This window comes from Adlercreutzia sp. ZJ176 (assembly GCF_011038975.1).
Classification (GTDB): domain Bacteria; phylum Actinomycetota; class Coriobacteriia; order Coriobacteriales; family Eggerthellaceae; genus CAAEEV01.
The window spans coordinates 1-16,435 of the sequence record NZ_JAAKEC010000022.1; the positions used below are offsets into that span (position 1 = coordinate 1).

19 protein-coding genes are annotated in these 16,435 nt (G+C 60.8%); 14 read left to right on the top strand and 5 right to left on the bottom strand.

All coding sequences use genetic code 11. The features are described 5' to 3' along the window. The first annotated feature begins 400 nt into the window (after nucleotides 1-400). Complete coding sequence (locus G7Y50_RS10815) at nucleotides 401-664, top strand: transposase (protein WP_241156605.1); 264 nt, start codon at nucleotides 401-403, stop codon at nucleotides 662-664. A gap of 111 nt (nucleotides 665-775) precedes the next feature. On the opposite strand, the gene G7Y50_RS12270 is transcribed toward G7Y50_RS10815, so the two are convergent. Further along, nucleotides 776-1,003, bottom strand: coding sequence for a transposase (locus tag G7Y50_RS12270; protein WP_165056526.1), 228 nt, complete (start codon nucleotides 1,001-1,003; stop codon nucleotides 776-778). 71 nt (nucleotides 1,004-1,074) lie between these two features. After that, entirely contained in the window at nucleotides 1,075-1,896 is an 822-nt protein-coding gene (locus G7Y50_RS10825) for a hypothetical protein (RefSeq protein WP_165056527.1), read from the bottom strand. Nucleotides 1,897-2,199: 303 nt separating this feature from the next. Here G7Y50_RS10825 and G7Y50_RS10830 point away from each other — a divergent pair, with 303 nt between their 5' ends. The 4 genes from G7Y50_RS10830 to G7Y50_RS10845 all read left to right on the top strand — a co-directional run bounded on the left by G7Y50_RS10830 (nucleotide 2,200) and on the right by G7Y50_RS10845 (nucleotide 5,233). Continuing rightward, a complete protein-coding gene (locus tag G7Y50_RS10830) occupies nucleotides 2,200-3,315 on the top strand; it encodes an ATP/GTP-binding protein (protein ID WP_165056528.1) in 1,116 nt (371 codons plus the stop codon). Then, nucleotides 3,308-4,111 (top strand): hypothetical protein, encoded by an 804-nt coding sequence (locus G7Y50_RS10835; protein WP_165056529.1) that lies wholly within the window; start codon nucleotides 3,308-3,310, stop codon nucleotides 4,109-4,111. The genes G7Y50_RS10830 and G7Y50_RS10835 overlap by 8 nt, the downstream gene beginning before the upstream one ends. A 70-nt stretch (nucleotides 4,112-4,181) precedes the next feature. Further along, nucleotides 4,182-4,409: a hypothetical protein gene (locus tag G7Y50_RS10840; protein ID WP_165056530.1), complete on the top strand. Its 228-nt coding sequence runs from the start codon at nucleotides 4,182-4,184 to the stop codon at nucleotides 4,407-4,409. Further along, complete coding sequence (locus G7Y50_RS10845) at nucleotides 4,406-5,233, top strand: TIR domain-containing protein (protein ID WP_165056531.1); 828 nt, start codon at nucleotides 4,406-4,408, stop codon at nucleotides 5,231-5,233. The genes G7Y50_RS10840 and G7Y50_RS10845 overlap by 4 nt, the downstream gene beginning before the upstream one ends. A gap of 276 nt (nucleotides 5,234-5,509) precedes the next feature. Here the strand turns inward: G7Y50_RS10845 and G7Y50_RS10850 are convergent, their stop codons facing one another. Continuing rightward, the gene (locus tag G7Y50_RS10850; protein WP_165056532.1) at nucleotides 5,510-5,779 is read right to left on the bottom strand and encodes a type II toxin-antitoxin system RelB/DinJ family antitoxin; all 270 of its coding nucleotides are present in this window, start codon (nucleotides 5,777-5,779) and stop codon (nucleotides 5,510-5,512) included. 481 nt (nucleotides 5,780-6,260) lie between these two features. On the opposite strand from G7Y50_RS10850, the gene G7Y50_RS10855 reads away from it, so the two are divergent. Next, complete coding sequence (locus G7Y50_RS10855; RefSeq protein ID WP_165056533.1) at nucleotides 6,261-6,662, top strand: type II toxin-antitoxin system VapC family toxin; 402 nt, start codon at nucleotides 6,261-6,263, stop codon at nucleotides 6,660-6,662. A 246-nt stretch (nucleotides 6,663-6,908) separates the two neighbouring features. Further along, nucleotides 6,909-7,064 (top strand): type II toxin-antitoxin system RelE/ParE family toxin, encoded by a 156-nt coding sequence (locus G7Y50_RS12215; RefSeq protein WP_165056534.1) that lies wholly within the window; start codon nucleotides 6,909-6,911, stop codon nucleotides 7,062-7,064. Between the two features lie 52 nt (nucleotides 7,065-7,116). Here the strand turns inward: G7Y50_RS12215 and G7Y50_RS10865 are convergent, their stop codons facing one another. After that, nucleotides 7,117-8,085 (bottom strand): helix-turn-helix transcriptional regulator, encoded by a 969-nt coding sequence (locus tag G7Y50_RS10865; RefSeq protein ID WP_165056535.1) that lies wholly within the window; start codon nucleotides 8,083-8,085, stop codon nucleotides 7,117-7,119. Nucleotides 8,086-8,425: 340 nt separating this feature from the next. Between G7Y50_RS10865 and ptcA the strand changes: the two genes are divergently transcribed. From ptcA to G7Y50_RS10900, 6 genes are all read left to right on the top strand, one after another. Then, entirely contained in the window at nucleotides 8,426-9,475 is a 1,050-nt protein-coding gene (ptcA, locus tag G7Y50_RS10870) for a putrescine carbamoyltransferase (protein ID WP_165056536.1), read from the top strand. A 39-nt stretch (nucleotides 9,476-9,514) separates the two neighbouring features. Beyond that, nucleotides 9,515-10,960 (top strand): APC family permease, encoded by a 1,446-nt coding sequence (locus tag G7Y50_RS10875; protein ID WP_165056537.1) that lies wholly within the window; start codon nucleotides 9,515-9,517, stop codon nucleotides 10,958-10,960. Nucleotides 10,961-10,979: 19 nt separating this feature from the next. Further along, complete coding sequence (locus G7Y50_RS10880; RefSeq protein WP_165056538.1) at nucleotides 10,980-12,185, top strand: agmatine deiminase family protein; 1,206 nt, start codon at nucleotides 10,980-10,982, stop codon at nucleotides 12,183-12,185. A gap of 435 nt (nucleotides 12,186-12,620) precedes the next feature. Next, the gene (locus G7Y50_RS10885; RefSeq protein ID WP_165056539.1) at nucleotides 12,621-12,851 is read left to right on the top strand and encodes a type II toxin-antitoxin system VapC family toxin; all 231 of its coding nucleotides are present in this window, start codon (nucleotides 12,621-12,623) and stop codon (nucleotides 12,849-12,851) included. Nucleotides 12,852-12,895: 44 nt separating this feature from the next. Further along, entirely contained in the window at nucleotides 12,896-13,042 is a 147-nt protein-coding gene (locus tag G7Y50_RS12275) for a DUF4160 domain-containing protein (RefSeq protein WP_370458032.1), read from the top strand. Nucleotides 13,043-13,376: 334 nt separating this feature from the next. Then, the gene (locus tag G7Y50_RS10900) at nucleotides 13,377-14,258 is read left to right on the top strand and encodes a ParB/RepB/Spo0J family partition protein (RefSeq protein ID WP_165056541.1); all 882 of its coding nucleotides are present in this window, start codon (nucleotides 13,377-13,379) and stop codon (nucleotides 14,256-14,258) included. A 25-nt stretch (nucleotides 14,259-14,283) separates the two neighbouring features. Here G7Y50_RS10900 and G7Y50_RS10905 read toward each other — a convergent pair whose 3' ends face one another. Next, nucleotides 14,284-14,610, bottom strand: coding sequence for a hypothetical protein (locus G7Y50_RS10905; protein ID WP_165056542.1), 327 nt, complete (start codon nucleotides 14,608-14,610; stop codon nucleotides 14,284-14,286). A gap of 806 nt (nucleotides 14,611-15,416) precedes the next feature. Here G7Y50_RS10905 and G7Y50_RS10910 point away from each other — a divergent pair. Beyond that, nucleotides 15,417-16,427 carry an LCP family protein gene (locus tag G7Y50_RS10910; RefSeq protein ID WP_165056543.1) on the top strand — a complete coding sequence of 337 codons (1,011 nt, stop codon included), beginning with the start codon at nucleotides 15,417-15,419 and terminating at the stop codon, nucleotides 16,425-16,427. Nucleotides 16,428-16,435: the final 8 nt, after the last annotated feature.

Consider the following 16,435-nt stretch of genomic DNA (forward strand, 5'->3'; position numbering starts at 1 on the left):
ACTGTAGGCCCTGGAGGCTTCAGGAAGGCTAGAAAGCGGACCGTCACGCAAAAACAGGCGGAAAACGTGTGGGCATGCGGAAGATGGTGAAAACCATGCTAAATCCCACACGTTTTAGCGGTTACCCGACTCCTCCGAGAACACGAGGAACGGCTATCGCGAGCGCAAGCTCAGGGGCCATCACGATGAGGACCCCGAAGCTCAGGATCGGCTCCTACTTCCCGGACGAGCCCATGGAGCGCTACTCGCGCGCGTCTGCGCCAAGACCAAGCGCGCTAGGTCGCTCATAGGTAGGATCGTCGCGTCGGTGCTCAGGGAGGAGGACCCTCGCCTGGTGCGCGAGTCCTGCTCGCGGGTGGTCGACGAGGTCGGGAGCCTGTGCTAGAGCGCGGGAGAGCTCTTGGAGGAGGCCGAGGCGGATGCCCTGGCGTACCCCGGCTTCCCGAGAGAGCGCAGGAGGCGGCTTTGCACCAGCAACGTGCAAGAGCGCATGAGCAGGGAGATCAAGAGGCGCTCTCGCGTAGTGCAGGTCTTCCCCTCGACGGCATCGCTCGTCCGCCTCGTCGGAACGGTACTCGCGGAGCAGGACGAGGACTGGTCGACGAGGAGGTACTTCAGCAACCCGTCGATAGCGAAGGCCTTCGAGCGGCGCGAGCCCGAGTAGGAGGCATGCGGCGGCGAATAGGTCGCCAGGAAGGCCGCGGCCATAATCGAGATAGCCAAGGACGAGAGTGTTGCCATCGGGAAGAGGGCCGCTTAAGATGCGGTAAGGCAATCATGCTCTAGATGATGCTCCGCTTTCTCGGCCAGGCCCTACGGCCTGCCCTCCAAAGCGGAGTCGCCAAACACCAACAATGGGCACACTACCCCTGCTCTCCCGGTTGAGCCGCTCCGTGGCGTTGTTGGTGCGGATGCGCCTCCAGCGCTCCATGGGGAAGCGGGTGTAGGCCAGCGTCTCGGCGCAGCCCTCGCGCACGACCTTGGTGGCCTCCCTGAGCCTCATCTCGTCCAGGTCTTGCGTGGCTCTCAGGGATTTCTCCTCGCTGATGGATGGGACGATCGTGGGCCAGTGGGCTAGGACTTAACCCGGAGCTCGTACTTCATCAGCCTTTTGTTGAGCACGGGTAGGTATCTTACTGAGTGCTCGACTTCCCCGTTCTCGTTGCAATATGCGTTAAACTTCTCCACCATCCAAAGATGCTTGGAGATGATGCGGTCTCTGGCCAGTATCGTTGAGTCAACTTTGACGTTTTGGCTGTATTTGCAGTACATTCGTATGCGTTTCTCCAGATTGACCCGAATCTTCGCTAAGCACCCAGCATTTCGCGCATTCTCCGTATAAAAACCTACAGCCTGAAAGAAGTCCAAGTAATACTCACCGTCGTTATCCCGTCTGATGAAAGAGAGGCGGCTCATATTGTGCCCAAGCTTTTTCGCGACAGATTCGTCAATGAGAATTCTTGGAAACTTTGACCTCTCGTTTTCGGCAGCGACAGCGTCAATCAGGCCTTTTCCGAAAGCCATGCTTTCGTTGACCAGAATGTCTCCGAAAACAAGACTTCCGCGAATTAAGAGGTTGTGCCGTTCGAGAAAACGCAACTGGAGAATGCACAGCAAAGCTGCTAGGAAATCAAATGGCTCTTTCTCCTCCAAGTCTGACGTAGACTTTATCGCTAATACGACGTTATCGGAAAACGTTTTAGTCCTAAGGCCTATCGGCGCCAAGCCCTTATTCTTGTTGAGTTGATTGAGCTTGAAGAACTCTTCGTCAATCGAAGACAACAGCGCGAACTCATCATTGTCGTTGCTTTTCAGGAAGTCCTTATAACCAAGAATGTCGAAATAGGCAATGATGCAAGGCTCAGTTCCTTTGATGTCGTTTTCTTTTGTTGGCATTGCAATCTGATCCTGCTTTTTTGATCGACGCTTGTTTTAGGTGGTGCTCTGGAGGCTGGCTCGGGAACTAAATCCCGAAGATTAGTGTAAGCCATCGTTGAGATCTATGCTGGGATAAACCCGCCGCGTGCGTGAACCGTCTTCTTCTTCGGGGCTAGCATGCAGCCCCTTGCCTTTCCTTCTCTCGTCCCGCTCCTCAGTGAATTTTTATTCCGACTATGCTGTAAAAAAATTACATATTTACTTGACACCTGGAATCATGCCAGGTATTTTCTCTTGCAGGGTACGAAAGGAGCGCCAGCCATGTTAAGGAGATTTTCGGTCTCGAACTTCAAGTCCTTCGAGAGGAGGATGACGTTCGACCTGTCTGACCCGGCCAACTACGGATTCAACCGGGAAGTCGTGCGCGAGGGGACAAAGACCAAGGGCATGGTCTACGGTGCGAATGGCAGCGGGAAGTCGAATTTGGCACTGGCCATGTTCGACATCATTCTGCACCTCACCGACAAAGAGAAGCTGCTGCAGAAGTACTATCCCTACCTCTGCCTCGACTCAAAGAAGCCTATGGCCGAGTTCGAGTACGAGTTCCTCTTCGACGGCGTTGAGGTCGTCTACCGCTACGGCAAGACGGATCCCGTGACGCTCGTTTACGAGCGCCTCAGCATCGGCGGCGAAGAGGTTCTGAGCTACGACTTCGCCATGAGGAAAGGGCATGTGTCCCTTGCCGGCGCCGAGTCGCTGATGCTGTCGTCCGCCTTGCCTGCCGAGACGGACAAGCTGTCCAGGGTGAAGTTCGTCAGAAGCAACGCCATCTTGCAGGAAAGCGCTGCCACCAGGGCGTTCATCTCGTTCGTCTCGTTCGTCGACGGAATGCTTATGTTCTATTCCCTCGACGAGCGCGGCTATCAGGGCCTGTCCGTCGGGTCGGACAGCTTCACTCGGGGGATCATCCGCGAGGGGAAGGTGGTGGAGTTCCAGCGGTTCCTCTCCGCCCAGGGAATCGACTACGAGCTCGTTTCGGTCGACGTGAACGGCCTTCCGGAGCTTTACTGCAGGTTCGTGGAGACGAGCGTGCCGTTCGGCTCGATCGCGTCCACGGGAACTAAGTCGCTCGCTCTGTACTATTACTGGTTCATCAGGATGAGCGAGGCCTCCCTCGTCTTCATAGACGAGTTTGACGCCTTCTATCATTTCGAGCTCTCCGAGGCCATCGTCTCGATGTTGAAGGGAGTTGAGGACGTTCAGGTCTTCCTGACGACCCACAACACCGACCTGCTGTCCAACGACCTTCTCAGGCCGGACGCCTACTTCATCCTCAAGGACGGCGATGTTCGCTCCTTGGACAAGCTGGCCGAAAAGGAGCTGCGCGCAGCCCACAACATCCAGAAGATGTTCAAGGCAGGTACCTTCGATGCCTAGCCCGACGACGCTGTTCATCGTCGAGGGGCTTGACAGGGACTATCGCTTCGCTAGGGAGATGGCCAGCTGCTTCCTGGATCGCAGGGTCAACGTGATTTGCCTTCCGGCAGAGCAGAACATATACATGCTCTACAAGCTCCTGGCGGCCGACGACTTCGACACCGACGTGGTTGAGGTTCTTCGTGAGTCGGTTCCCTCTGCCGCCAAGGTGCTCGAAGGGATCAGCAGGGGCTCGGTGGACGAGATCTACCTGTTCTTCGACTATGACCCCCATCAGAACTACTTCCCGGCAAAGGAAGCCGACGCTTTAGCAAGCGAGATGCTGGCCGCCTTCGACAACGAGACGGAGAACGGAAAGCTTTACATCAGCTACCCGATGGTCGAGGCTCTGTACGATTTCCGCGCAGATCAGTGCCAGGCCTATTCGAACTGCTATGTCGATGCCGGATCAATCGCAGGCTACAAGCGCGCTGCCGGGGACGGCAACCCGAATTCGGGGTGTCATATGGGTTCGGTGCAGTGGAAGGGCGCGACCTCCTCTTTCGCACTGAGATGTAAGTGCCTACTCGGCATCGACGACCTAACGTTCGAGTCCTATCGGGCGCTCGCCACCCCCGAGTCAATCTTCCACGAAGAGCGGCGGTTGCTGAGGGAAGAGGGGAGAGTATTCGTCTTGTCAGCGTTCCCCGAATTCCTGCTGGACTACTTCAAGCCGAACTTCTTCAACGCGATGGCGCCTTTGCGCAAGCTTAAATACGATAGATGCCCTAAAGAGGCGCGCAGATCGAAGGGCTAGCAATAATGGGGGGTGTACGAAAGAGCGTATGGGACAATTGTCAGATTCAGTTTTCTGAGAAAGTGGTCATATGGGGGTTGTTTTCGAGTGCATTGATAAGCTAGAAGCGGCCTTGGCCGAGGGTCGATGCGATGACGATCTGATCGAGGACACCGTGTCGACGTTCTCTGACCTTGACGGCATAAGGAGTGGTCTTGATCGCTATCGTCCTCGAGCAGTCGCGGTCGGTGCTAAGGTTGTCTACGACAATCTCGGTGACGCGCGGAAGCTGAGAGACAAGCTGAGGACCGTGGTATGAAGCGGGATGGTATCAGTGTTGGTGAAAGAGCTGCGAGCGCAGAGGCCGCAGGCGTTCGGACGCTTAGGGATAAAGCGGTTCAGTTGCTTAACGGGGCTAACTCGCAAACAGTCGTCAGTTCCGAATTTGCGGCATGGCGTGCTCAAGTCAGCCATTTCTTCGACGAGCATTCGCAGCTTGCGATGGGCTATAGGGAGCAGATTGAGTCCATAAGCTTTGCAACTGAGTATTGCGGGACCGAAGACGTTATGCCGCCTCATGCGACCGAGGACTTCTGCCGCGGCATATCTACAGCGATCGCTTGCTTGGACGCGATGATGGATGACTGCAACGCCAAGCTTTGCTGGCCTGAGGCCGTCGCGGGGTCTGGCTTCGATGTCGTAGGCGATAGCGGGAGGATATTCATCGTACATGGCCATGATGACGCTGCGCGGCTTGAGGTCAAGATGCTGTTGGAGAAACAGGGCATCGAGCCGGTTGTGCTGTTCGAGCAGGCCAACGGCGGCATGACCATTATTGAGAAGCTGGAGGCGCATTCTGACGTTCGAGCGGCTATCCTGCTTATGACCGCCGATGACGAGGGGCGTCTTTGCGGCGGAGAGCTGCACCATCGCGCTCGCCAGAACGTTGTGTTCGAGGCGGGCATGTTCATCGGCCGTCTCGGTCGCGATCGCGTCATCCTGCTTGTCGATGAAGATGCGGAACTGCCGAGCGACATTGTGGGCATCGGTTTCATTTCCCACAAGAACGGGTGGCAGCTATCACTATTGAAAGAACTTAAGAGCATGGGTTTTGACGTCGACGCAAACAGGCTGATCGGGTAGCTGCAGAGACGTGCGGTCACGTGAAGGATGGCGAAAACCATGCTAAATCTCCCTTCACGTAACTTTCGTGGTCTTTGGCTAGCTCGCTTCGGGTTTGTTCGCCTCTCGTGACGAAGGAACCGATCGGCTACCTGAAGAGGTCGTAGCGCGTGTCTGCGCGCTACATGAGCGCGCTCACCTCCTCCAGGGGCGCGTCGTCGACGTGCTTTCTGTCGAGCCTCTTGAGGTCGCGCCTGAACGACGGGGCGAACTGGACCCGGAGCCTTCCCATGGCCCTCAGGCCCTCGCCGCGTCGAGGAGGCTCCGGGCCGTGTCGTAGGACTCCCCCGTCCCTTCCGCGGCCACGATCGCGTCCGCCTCGCGGATGCTGCGCACGCTCTCCGCGTTCGGCTCGCGGCCGCCGAGCTCCAGCGGGATGCTGCGGGTGCGCGCCATCTGCTTCCAGAAGGCGCGGGTGACGCTCGACAGGTCGAAGCCGTAGTACTCGGCCACCTCGGCGGCGGCGCGCTTGTCCGCCTCGTCGCAGCGGATGGTCATCGTGCTCATGATGAGCTCCTAACGTACGTCTATCAGAATTGCATTGTAACACATCGTGAGGTGCTTTGAGAATCAGAGGGAGAGGGCTGGGCTTGGCCATGAGGACGGCAGCCACTGGGTCGAGATCGGGAGGGGTCCCGTCGACTTCCGCGGGGCGGTCCCCCCCCCATGACGATGACCACCTTCGGATACGCGTCACGTATCGCGCGAAGCGGTTTCGGCTCGCGCTCCATCGTCTCGGCATCGGACATGCCCTCGGTTACCTGCACGTACGCCTTCGCGTCGCCGCGCGTCGCAACGAAGTCGCCTCGCCGTTCCTGAGTTTTCCGACGGACACCCCAAATCCGTCGCAGGAAAGCTGCTGGAGGACCATGCTCTCGAATACGCGTCCCTGGTCGGCGTCCCTGCAGCCTTGCAGGTAGTTCCTCATGCCGCAGTCGACGAGGTGGTGCCTGCTTCCTGCCACGAGCGACATTCCGCCAGCTTAATCATGAAGGGGAAGACGTCGCATGTCGAGACGGCTTTATCGCAGGGATTGATCGCCTTGTCGCCCTCGGCGAGGAAGGTCATACTCGACGCCGGCAACGAGATCTATGTGAGCGACATCTCGGTATGGGAGATCGCGATCAAGTCGGTGGCAAGGCCCGGGAGCATCCCGTTCACCTCCCGTGAGTTCGCGGAGGCCTGCGAGGAGTCGGGCTTGCGCCTCCTCCCGGTCTCGCTCGCGGCCATCGTCGCTTACGAGGATCTTGACTGCGAAGCGGTCGGCAGCGCCCACAGGGATCCGTTCGACAGGCTGCTCATAGCCCAGTCCAAGGTTTCCGACATGCTGTTTCTCACCCACGATGAGCTCCTTGGCCTTTACGGGGAGCCGCATGTGGTCGTTGTGTAGCGCGGCGGCGACGCGGACGTCAGGCTTCGAGGAGGAGGGATCGCTTATCGCAGCGGGCGACGCGCAGAGCGCCGGCGCTCTTGCCCGCGGATGCGCTTTTCCACTCCAGCAGCTTGTCGTAGCACTTTCGCTTGAACATCCTGGGGCCTCCCGATGGAAAATGCAAGAATACGTCAGTTCACAAGAGTCCATTTCTACAAGAATACGCAAGTTCTAATGTGCTGAATATCACAAGAATTCGTCGGGATGCACCGAGCACGCGTCAGACTTGCGGCTCAGTTACCGCCTCATGCCTCCTTGTGCTACCGGGTGGGTGACTACCGCATGCTCTGCGAGATCAGGGACGACGAGCTGGTCGTGCTGGCCATCGAGATAGGGCACAGGCGCGACATCTACGGATAGCCAAGCGTCGTTTCGCGGCATGGGGTTGCGGCGTCTATCGCGCCCCCCCTCCTCATCCCTTCCAGAAGTCCTGGATGAGGTCTTGGCGGGTGGAGTGGCCGGTCTTCTTCAGTATGTTGTGCACGTGGGCCTTCACGGTGCCGAGGGCCAGCTGCAGCTCGCTCGCGATGTTCTGGTTGTTCTTCCCCTGGAGGATCAGGCGCAGCAGCTCTCGCTCGCGGGCGGTGAGGCCGTAGCGCTCGCTGTAGGCGGGCAGCAGGTCGTCGATATAGGCGCTCAGATCGGGGGTTTCGGGCATCGGCGGCTCTTTGAAGCGCAGGTGCAAGGTGGCCGACGCGGCGCGCAGGATGACGAAGGAGAACATGACGATCAATATGTTCTCGGAGAAGTTGCGCTCGGAGATGTAGAGGGGTAAAAGCGTGGCGTTGCCGATGATGTCCGGGTCGAGCACGAGGATCATGAGTACGTCCTCGAGCACGATCATGAAGACCAGCGCGGTCGTCGCGACAAACAGGCGCTCGTGGCGATGCAGGCGGGCCTTCTCCGCCCTGCTCGTGGTGGTGCAGTAGCGCAGCAGCGCATAACCCAGACACCACAGCATGAACACCTGGCGCATGGTGTAGAACAGCCACTGGCGCAATGCGGTCTCCGGCAGGGCGACGATGATGATCGCCGACAACGCCGTGAAGACAACAGCCGGCGCAACGATCAGCAGCGGGCGCCGCTCGTTGAGGTGGTCGCACACCACCATCCAGAGCGATTGCAAGGTTCCCAGCCCCATGAGGATGCGCAGCGCCGGATGATCGATGGCGTAGAACGACTCGAACGAGTAGGCGATGTTCTGCCCCAGGTACTCGTACTGGAAAATGAGCGCCAGATCGAGGAAGTAGAAGATCAGCATGGAGAACGCATAGAGAAACGAGCGTCGATGCGACACGAAGTAGGCTGACAGCGACACCGACCCCGCCACCAAGCAGACGACCATGATGAGAAGGGTGTAGAGATAGAAAGCAGTTTCCACGCAATGCTCCTCGTCTAAACTCAGGTTCGGTTTGCCGATCGGGATTGGTTTATTGACGCTCGCTGGACTGCTTTTGCCGGCAGGTGAACTGCGGCGGCTCGATAGAGCCTATTGAAGCACAAAAGCCCCGTCACCTGGTTCGCTCTGCGGGATTATTTTGGATATAAGCCTGCGTTATGCCACGTCGTGTGAAAAATAATCTCCGACGAGACTTTCCAAGCATCCGCGCCGACTCCATGATGCGAGTCAAGAGCCGCAGGTTCCATGACGAAGAGCTGCGGAAGAGAAGGCGCCGCCGCCAAGGTGCGCGGGGTCGAGGAGAGTCCCTAAGGAGGATTCCATGGTCAAAGATTATCTTGATACCAACGACTTCACCAAGGAAGAGCTTTTGGACATGGTGGATCTGGCGATCGCCATGAAGAAGATGATCAAAGAGGGCGGGCGCTACCCGCTCCTGCTGGAGAACAAGACGCTCGGCATGATCTTCCAGCAGGTGTCCACCCGCACGCGCATCTCCTTCGAGACCGCCATGACCGACCTGGGCGGCCACGCGCAGTTCTTCGGCCCGGGCTCCATCCAGCTCGGCGGACACGAGTCCATCGAGGACTCGGGGCGCGTGATGGGCTCGCTCGTGGACATCCTCATGGCGCGCGTCGACCGCCACAAGGACGTGGTGGACCTCGCGAAGTACTCCGCCGCGCCGGTGGTCAACGGCATGAGCGAGTACAACCATCCCACCCAGGAGCTCGGCGACCTCATGACCATGATCGAGAACCTGCCCGAGGGCAAGAAGATCGAGGACTGCAAGCTCGCCTTCATCGGCGACGCCACCCAGGTGTGCGTGTCGCTGATGTTCATCGCCTCGAAGATGGGCATGGACTTCGTTCAGTTCGGGCCGAAGGGCCATCAGATCACCGACGGCGGCCTGCAGGTGGAGAACAAGGTGGACTTGCTCGCCATCGGGCAGGAGAACTGCCGGGTGTCGGGCGGCACCATCACCATCTCCGACGACATCGAGTGCATCAAGGGCGCTGACTTCGTGTACACCGACGTGTGGTACGGCCTGTACGACCAGGAGGAGGAAGGCGCCAGCTACCTGGACGTGTTCTATCCGAAGTACCAGGTGACGCCCGAGATGATGGACTTCGCCAACCCGAGCTCCAAGTTCATGCACTGCCTTCCGGCCACGCGCGGCGAGGAGGTCGTGGACGCGGTGATGGATGACCCCGAGCGCAGCCTGTGCTGGGTGGAGGCAGAGAACCGCAAGCACTCCATCCGCGCCATCTTGGCGACGCTGTGCCCCCAGGGCCCGCGCGATGCCGCCGCAGCCGACGAGGCGCAGGCCGCAGTCGACGCCCATATGGCGAAACTCGGCAAGCGCGGCCTGTAGCTCCGTCAAGCCAATTCCTCACATTAAGGAGTTACCCTCATGAGCGGTAAGAAGAAGTTCTCCTTCGTAAGCGTCATCCTCTCAGTCATCTGCGTGGTGTTCGTGTGCGAGGCGGCGGCTCCGGCGGCGGCCATCGGCAACCAGCAGTTCTTCTGGTGGATCTTCCTCATCGTTACGTTCCTTCTGCCTTACGGCATGGTGGTGGCCGAGCTCGGCACTACCTACGACTCCGAGGGCGGCATCTACGATTGGGTGCGCGACGCGCTCGGCGACAAGTGGGGCGCGCGCATCGGCTGGTACTACTGGATCAACTTCCCCTTGTGGATCGCCAGCCTGGCGACGTTGTTCCCGCCGATCCTCGGCATGGTGTTCGGCGTCGACATCGAGGCGAACCTGCCGATCACGCTCCTCATCGAGCTGGTCTTCGTGTGGATCGTCGTGTTCATGAGCTTCTCGAAGGTGTCTGACTCCGAGTGGATCCTGAACGGCGGCGCGGTGCTGAAGGTTCTCGTGGCCATCAGCGTGGGCGTGCTCGGCATCTGGTTTGCGTGCATGAACGGCTTCGCCAACGACATGTCCCCGGCGACCTTCCTGCCCGACGTGACCAACACCGCCGCGCTCGGGTACCTGTCCATCATCATCTTCAACTTCATGGGCTTTGAGGTGGTGTGCACGTTCGCCAAGGACATGCAGAACCCCGCCCGCGACATCCCCAAGGCGATCATCATGGGCGGCTTGGCCATCGGCGCCATCTACCTGTTCTGCGGCTTCGGCATCGGCGCGGCTATTCCGGCCGACCAGATAGACCCGGACTTCGGCATGATCGTGGCCGTCATGACGATGGTGGGCGAAGCGAGCCCCCTCTTCATCATCATCGCCGTCGTGTTCCTCATCACCCTGTTCGCGAACATGGCGTCCTGGTCCTTCGGCGTGAACGCGGTAGCCGAGTACGCGGCGAAGAACCAGAACCTGCCGCGCGTGTTCTCCCACGTGAACCCCAAGACCGGCATGCCCACCGGCGCGGCTGTGGTGAACGGCGTGGTCGCCTCGGCCGTGCTGCTCATCCAGCTGATCCCCGACGAGAGCATCTCCCAGGGACTGTTCTGGACGCTGTTCGCCACGAGCGTCGTGTTCTTGCTGCTCACCTACATCCCCATGTTCCCGGCGTTTCTGAAGCTGCGCAAGGTTGACGCGAACCGCCCGCGCGTGTATCGTTTCCCGTTTTCGGGCACGGCCTGCAAGGTCATCCTGGCCATCCCGGTGATCGAGCTCGTGCTGGCCATCGTGGCGACCATCGTGCCGCTGTCGGGCGAGGAAGTGGCCGACAAGCTGCCCATGCTGGTGATCTTTGTGGTGTTCCTGCTGATGGGCGAGGTGGTGCGCGTGATCTCAGCGCGAGGCCGCAAGGAGGAGTTCAAGGGCCTCACCCCGGAGCTGGCCGAAGAGCGCCTCGCAGGTGAAGCTGCGGAAGCGCTTGACGAATAACATCGCGAAAGGACTTCCCATGAAGACGATTCCCGAATCCGTTTCCACCCCGGCGGCTGACGGCTTCTACATGCCGGCCGAGTTCGCCCCGCAGACGCGCGTGTGGATGGGCTGGCCTCACCGCACCGACACGTGGGCGCACGGCGCCAAGCCCGCCCAAAGGCAGTACGCCGCCATCGCGCGCGCCATCGCCGCGTTCACGCCCGTGTACATGTGCGCCAACCAGGCCGATTATGCCAACTGCAAGGCGGTCTTCGAGGATGACGAGAGCGTGACCGTCATCGAGATGACCACCGACGACGCCTGGTTCCGCGACACCGGCGCCACGTTCGTCATCGACGGCAAGGGCGGCAAGCGCGCTTGCCACTGGCACTTCAACGCGTACGGCGGACATGTCGACGGCCTGTACTTCCCCTGGGACAAAGACGAGCAGATCGCCGAGAAGATGGCCGAGCTGGCGGGCTGTCGCCGCTACCGCCCCGATGACATGATCCTCGAGGGCGGCTCCATCACCGTGGACGGCGAGGGCACCGTGGTGGTGACCGACCAGTGCCTGCTCTCTCCGGGCCGCACCGCCTCGGCCGTGCTCGCCGAGGAGGCCGAAGAGGACACCATCTGGCCTGCGTACGCCAGGAAGTTCGAGCCTTGGAGCGAAGAGCTGCGCGCGTACATGACCGACGAGCTGGAGAAGTATCTGGGAGTGGAGAAGGTCATCTGGGTGAGGGAGGGCATCGACCCCGCGGAGACCAACGGGCACATCGACGACGTGGCCACGTTCATCGCGCCCGGCGTCATGGCCTGCATCTGGACCGATGACCCGGAGTACCCCTTCTACAGCCAGTGCCATGAGGCGTACGAGACGCTCTCGACCTCCGTGGACGCGAAGGGCCGTCCGCTGAAGGTGTACAAGCTGCCCATGCCGGCGAACCCTCTGTACATGGACCAGGCTTCCTGCGACTCCATCGACGCTGACGAGAACGCCGAACCGCGCGTGGCCGACGAGCCGCTGATCGCCTCCTACATGAACTACCTCGTGACCAACTACGGCGTGATCGTGCCGCAGTACGGCGACGAGAACGACCAGCTGGCCGTCGACACGCTCCAGCAGATCTACGACGAGGTATGGGGCGAGGGCGTCTACCAGTGCGTGGGCGTGCAGTCCGAGCAGGTGGTCTTCGGCGGCGGCAACATCCACTGCATCACCCAGCAGGAGCCCGCCGCATAAATCAGGAGCGCCACGTGGGCCGCGTGGGCCAGGCCGCATGGCCGCGTGGCCGCGTGGCCGCGTGGCCGCATAGGCCGCGTGGGCTGCATGGGCCGCGTGGGCTGCATGGGCCGCGTGGGCTGCATGGGCCGCGTGGTCGCATGGCCGCATAGGCCGCGTGGGCTGCATGGGCCGCGTGGGCTGCATGGGCCGCGTGGCCGCATGGGGAGGGCGCAGGGCGAGCAACCCTGCGCCCTCCTGCGCGGGCGCCAAGGGTGGTCGATGGCCTCTTCGGGGGCGCGCTTGCAGTAGCACGAGCAAGGCCTTCCCGTCCTATCCGCCAAGCAGGCATATCGCCGCTCGAGCGCCTCGTCAAGTCGAATCATCCCATTAATCTCATATAAATTGCCTGGTCAAGTTAATGTTCTGGGTCTATCTCGATCCACCAGCTGAATCATGAAGGGGAAGCCGTCGCATGCTGAGACGGCTTTATCGCAGGGATTGATCGCCTTGTCGTCCTCGGCCATCGTCGCCTACGAGGACCTTGACTGCGAAGCGGTCGGCAGCGCCCACGGGGACCCGCTCGACAGGCTGCTCGTAGCCCAGTCCAAGGTTTCCGACATGCTGCTTCTCACCCACGATGAGCTCCTTGGCCTTTACGGGGAGCCGCATGTGATCGTTGTGTAGCGCGGCGACGACGCGGGTGTCGGGCTTCGAGGAGGAGGGCTTGCTTGTCGCAGCGGGCGACGCGCACCACATCCTCCCGGCAGCTGAAGTTCGTTCTCGCCTGGTCAGAGCTTCATGAGGATGAGCTCATGCAGAACTGGGAGCTCGCCAAAGATGGTCGCCCGTTGAACGTCATTGCCCCTTTGATGTAAGGAGGTACGGTGGATTACATGCCCGCTGTTGTTCAAGCGGTACCTGGTGAGGACTTCACGGTTTACGCTTACTTCTCGGACGGATCTGTTCACCATGCTGACGTGAAGCCCCTCATCAAAATGGGAGGGGTGTTCGAGCAGCTGCTCGCAGACTCTGCTCATTCCGCTCCCAGTGTATAATGCGCCTGGTGGATTGGCTTTCGGGGCTGGTCTCGGGGCTGGAGCTTGAGGCTCAGTGCCTAGAACGCGGCTTTGAGGGTTGGTCCGTATTCGGTGGTTTGGAGCCAGAAGCTAGCTCTAGGACCGGGAACTCAGGATTAAGGGGAGGATGCTTGTGGCGGTGAGCAGGCGCAATGACACGAACTCGACGCGATTCGCGCCGGGGTCGGGCTTCACGGTCGAGGAGCGCAAGGTCGACGTCACCCAACTGAGGGCGCACCCCTCCAACTCCTACTCCATGGACCCCGAGGCCATCGAGTCGCTCGCCGAGAACATCAAGGCGGTCGGGCTCATCCAGCCGCTCTACGTGCGCGAGGTGGCCGACGGCGGGCTGCAGATCCTCTCGGGCCACCGCCGCACCCGCGCGCTGCGCAAGCTCGCCGACGAGGACGAATCCTTCCGCATGGTCGACGCGCGCGTGGCCCGGGGCCTCTCGGACGCCGAGGCGCTGCTGATCCTGCATTCGGCCAACATCTTCCGCCCCGTCTCCAAGGACGAGCGCATCCGCCAGTCCGAGCAGCTCAAGGCCGAGGTGGCCGAGCTGCGCGCCGACCACCCCGAATGGCACGCCGTGCCCACCGACGACATCATCGCCGGCATGCTCGGCATGACCGCGAGCACCTACAAGCGCCAGACGCGCATCGCCAAGAAGCTCGTCCCGGAGCTCTACGAGCCCTACGAGCGCGGCGAGCTCGGCTCCATGACGGCGCTCGAGCTCGTCAAGCAGGAGCCGGGCTACCAGCGCGAGTTCGCGCGCGTGCTCAAGGAGAAGAAGCCGCGCGACAAGCGCGAGGCGGCGGTGGTGTTCGAGGAGTTCAGCGCCACGGTGGCCGACCTCATGGGCGAGCTCGACCGCGACGTCGCGCGCGTGGAGGCGACCCTGTTCAAGCTGCGCGACACGATGCGCCGCCGCGGCCAGCTCACCTACGTCGACCTCGAGCGCCTCGCGTCCGTGCACGACAAGATCAGCGACATCCTCGACGGGCGCGACGCGTAGAGGCGCTGGCCCTCAACCGTCTTTCTCAGAGCAGCCGACTGCGCCTTCTTGCGCGCAGCACTTTCGTGGGGTGAGGCTGTTGGAAGGGGGTTATCCGCGGCGGGCTTGGGACTGCCTGGAAGCGCTCTTCGCTGAGGGAGGGTCCTTCGAGTGAGCTTTGCTGGGGGACGGCTGCGAGAGTCTCTTCGAGGCCGCCAAGGAGGCTGATGAGGTCCCTTTCGGCGTCATTGAGCCTTGCCAAAGAGCGGGCGAAGTTTTTCAGGTTATCGCGAAGTGCTTCGCGAGCGAAGTTCTCGCTCTTTTCGGAAAGCATGCTGCTGGGCGAAGGTGGATGGGCGGCTGAGGTGCTCATGGGCGTCTCCTTTCTGGGCAGGCCTGCATCGTGCGAATGCTCTTGCGAAGGCGCTTATCATAGCGCGAAACGCCTAGCACGTTTTGCAACGGAGATCCCTCAGGTTTTTCTCGGATGCGCGCATCGTTTAGGCGAGAGCGCCGTTTCGACGTGGCGCGCATCAAGCAAATACGTCGTTGCGCTTTGGCGAAAATGAGGCGGCGTTTGCCCCCGATTGCTCCGCCTGCGTTTTGATATGCGGTTTTGTCCTGGTGATTGCGCGTACGAACCCCCGCCCCCATTTTTCTGTGTGATAATGCGCAAGACTCAAACAGGTGTTATACGCTAGTTCACAGGAGGAACTGTTGGTGTCGCAGCATAACGAGGGAGAACATCGTCGAGGCAATCACGCCTCTTATTCCAGCGAAGGCGCGGGATCGCCCCAAGGGCCTTCGTCGCCTGCGGGGCGGCCGCAGGGGGCGTCTCATGCCATGCCGGAGCGCCGACGTCCCGGTCAGGCGACGGGTCGTCGGCAGCCAAGCGGGGGCTCTGGCGCAGCGCGGAGCAATGATCCTCGCCGTCAGGCTTTTGCGCAGGCGAGTCCTTCGGCGCGTCCGTCCGGGGCGGCGCCCGCGAGTTCCTCGTCATCGGCAGCTCACGGCGGACATGCCCAGCCTTTCTCGGGCGCAAGCGGTGATTACGCGGCCTTTCCCCCGTCTTCGGGAGGGCAGCACGGCTCTTCTCACGGCTATCATGACGGGCAGGTTGTCATCAAGAAGCGCAAGCGCAAGAAGAAGATGCGCGGGTGGCAGAAGGCGCTTGTCGGTGTGCTTGCGGTTCTGCTGGTGGCCATCGTCGGCGTGGGCGCTGCGGCTGGCTTGTACTACAACGGCATCAAGGACAGCATGGCCTACCAGGGCGATGCAGACGAGCTCGCCGGGGCGCTGACCGAAGCTGACTACCAGGAGCCGTTCTACGTGCTGGTCATAGGCTCTGACCATTGGGAGAATTACGGTGCTCGCAGTGACGCCATGCTGCTTTGCCGCGTTGACCTCAACAACGCCCAGATCACGATGGTGTCGGTTCCTCGTGATACGCCCTATCAAATTGACGGACGCACGGTGAAGCTCAACCAGGTGTTCGCCGAGCAGGGCGAGGTGGCCTGCGTCGAAGCGGTGTCTCAGCTCACGGGGGTTCCCATCTCCCACTATGTCGAGCTTGAGTTCGATCAACTTGAACAGGTGGTGAACAATCTCGGCGGCGTCATGGTGGACGTTCCCTATGCCATTGACTACCAGGTTTACACGAAGGATCAGCCGATGGTTCACCTCGATGCGGGTCCCCAGGTGCTCGACGGCAACGAGGCGGTGGCGTTGGCTCGCATGCGCACCGACTACGCCGACGTTACCGATGCAGGGGATGCCGTTCGACAAGCGAACATTCGTGCTATGATGCTCGGCGTGATGAAGCAGGTTCTCTCCTCGCCGGTGAGTGAGATCCCTGGGCACATTCAGACGCTTGCAGGCATGGTTAAAACGGATATCCCCCTGAGCGACCTGATTGACTGGGCGACGAAGATGGCCCAGGCGGATAACGTGACAGTCTACACGTGCACGGGTCCCTACCAGGGCGGCCTCGACGACGAGACGGGCTTGTGGTTGACCGAGGAGGCTCCTGAGCAGTGGGCGCGCCTGATGGCCGTGGTGGATGCAGGAGGGGATCCGAGTGAGGTGCTCGGGGACGCGACGCTCACCTATGACGGCAAGGTGCAGAACGCGGATACGACGGTGATCGAGGACGAGAGCCCTGAGGGGGCGGGAGACTCGAGCGGGTCGTAGGGACGACG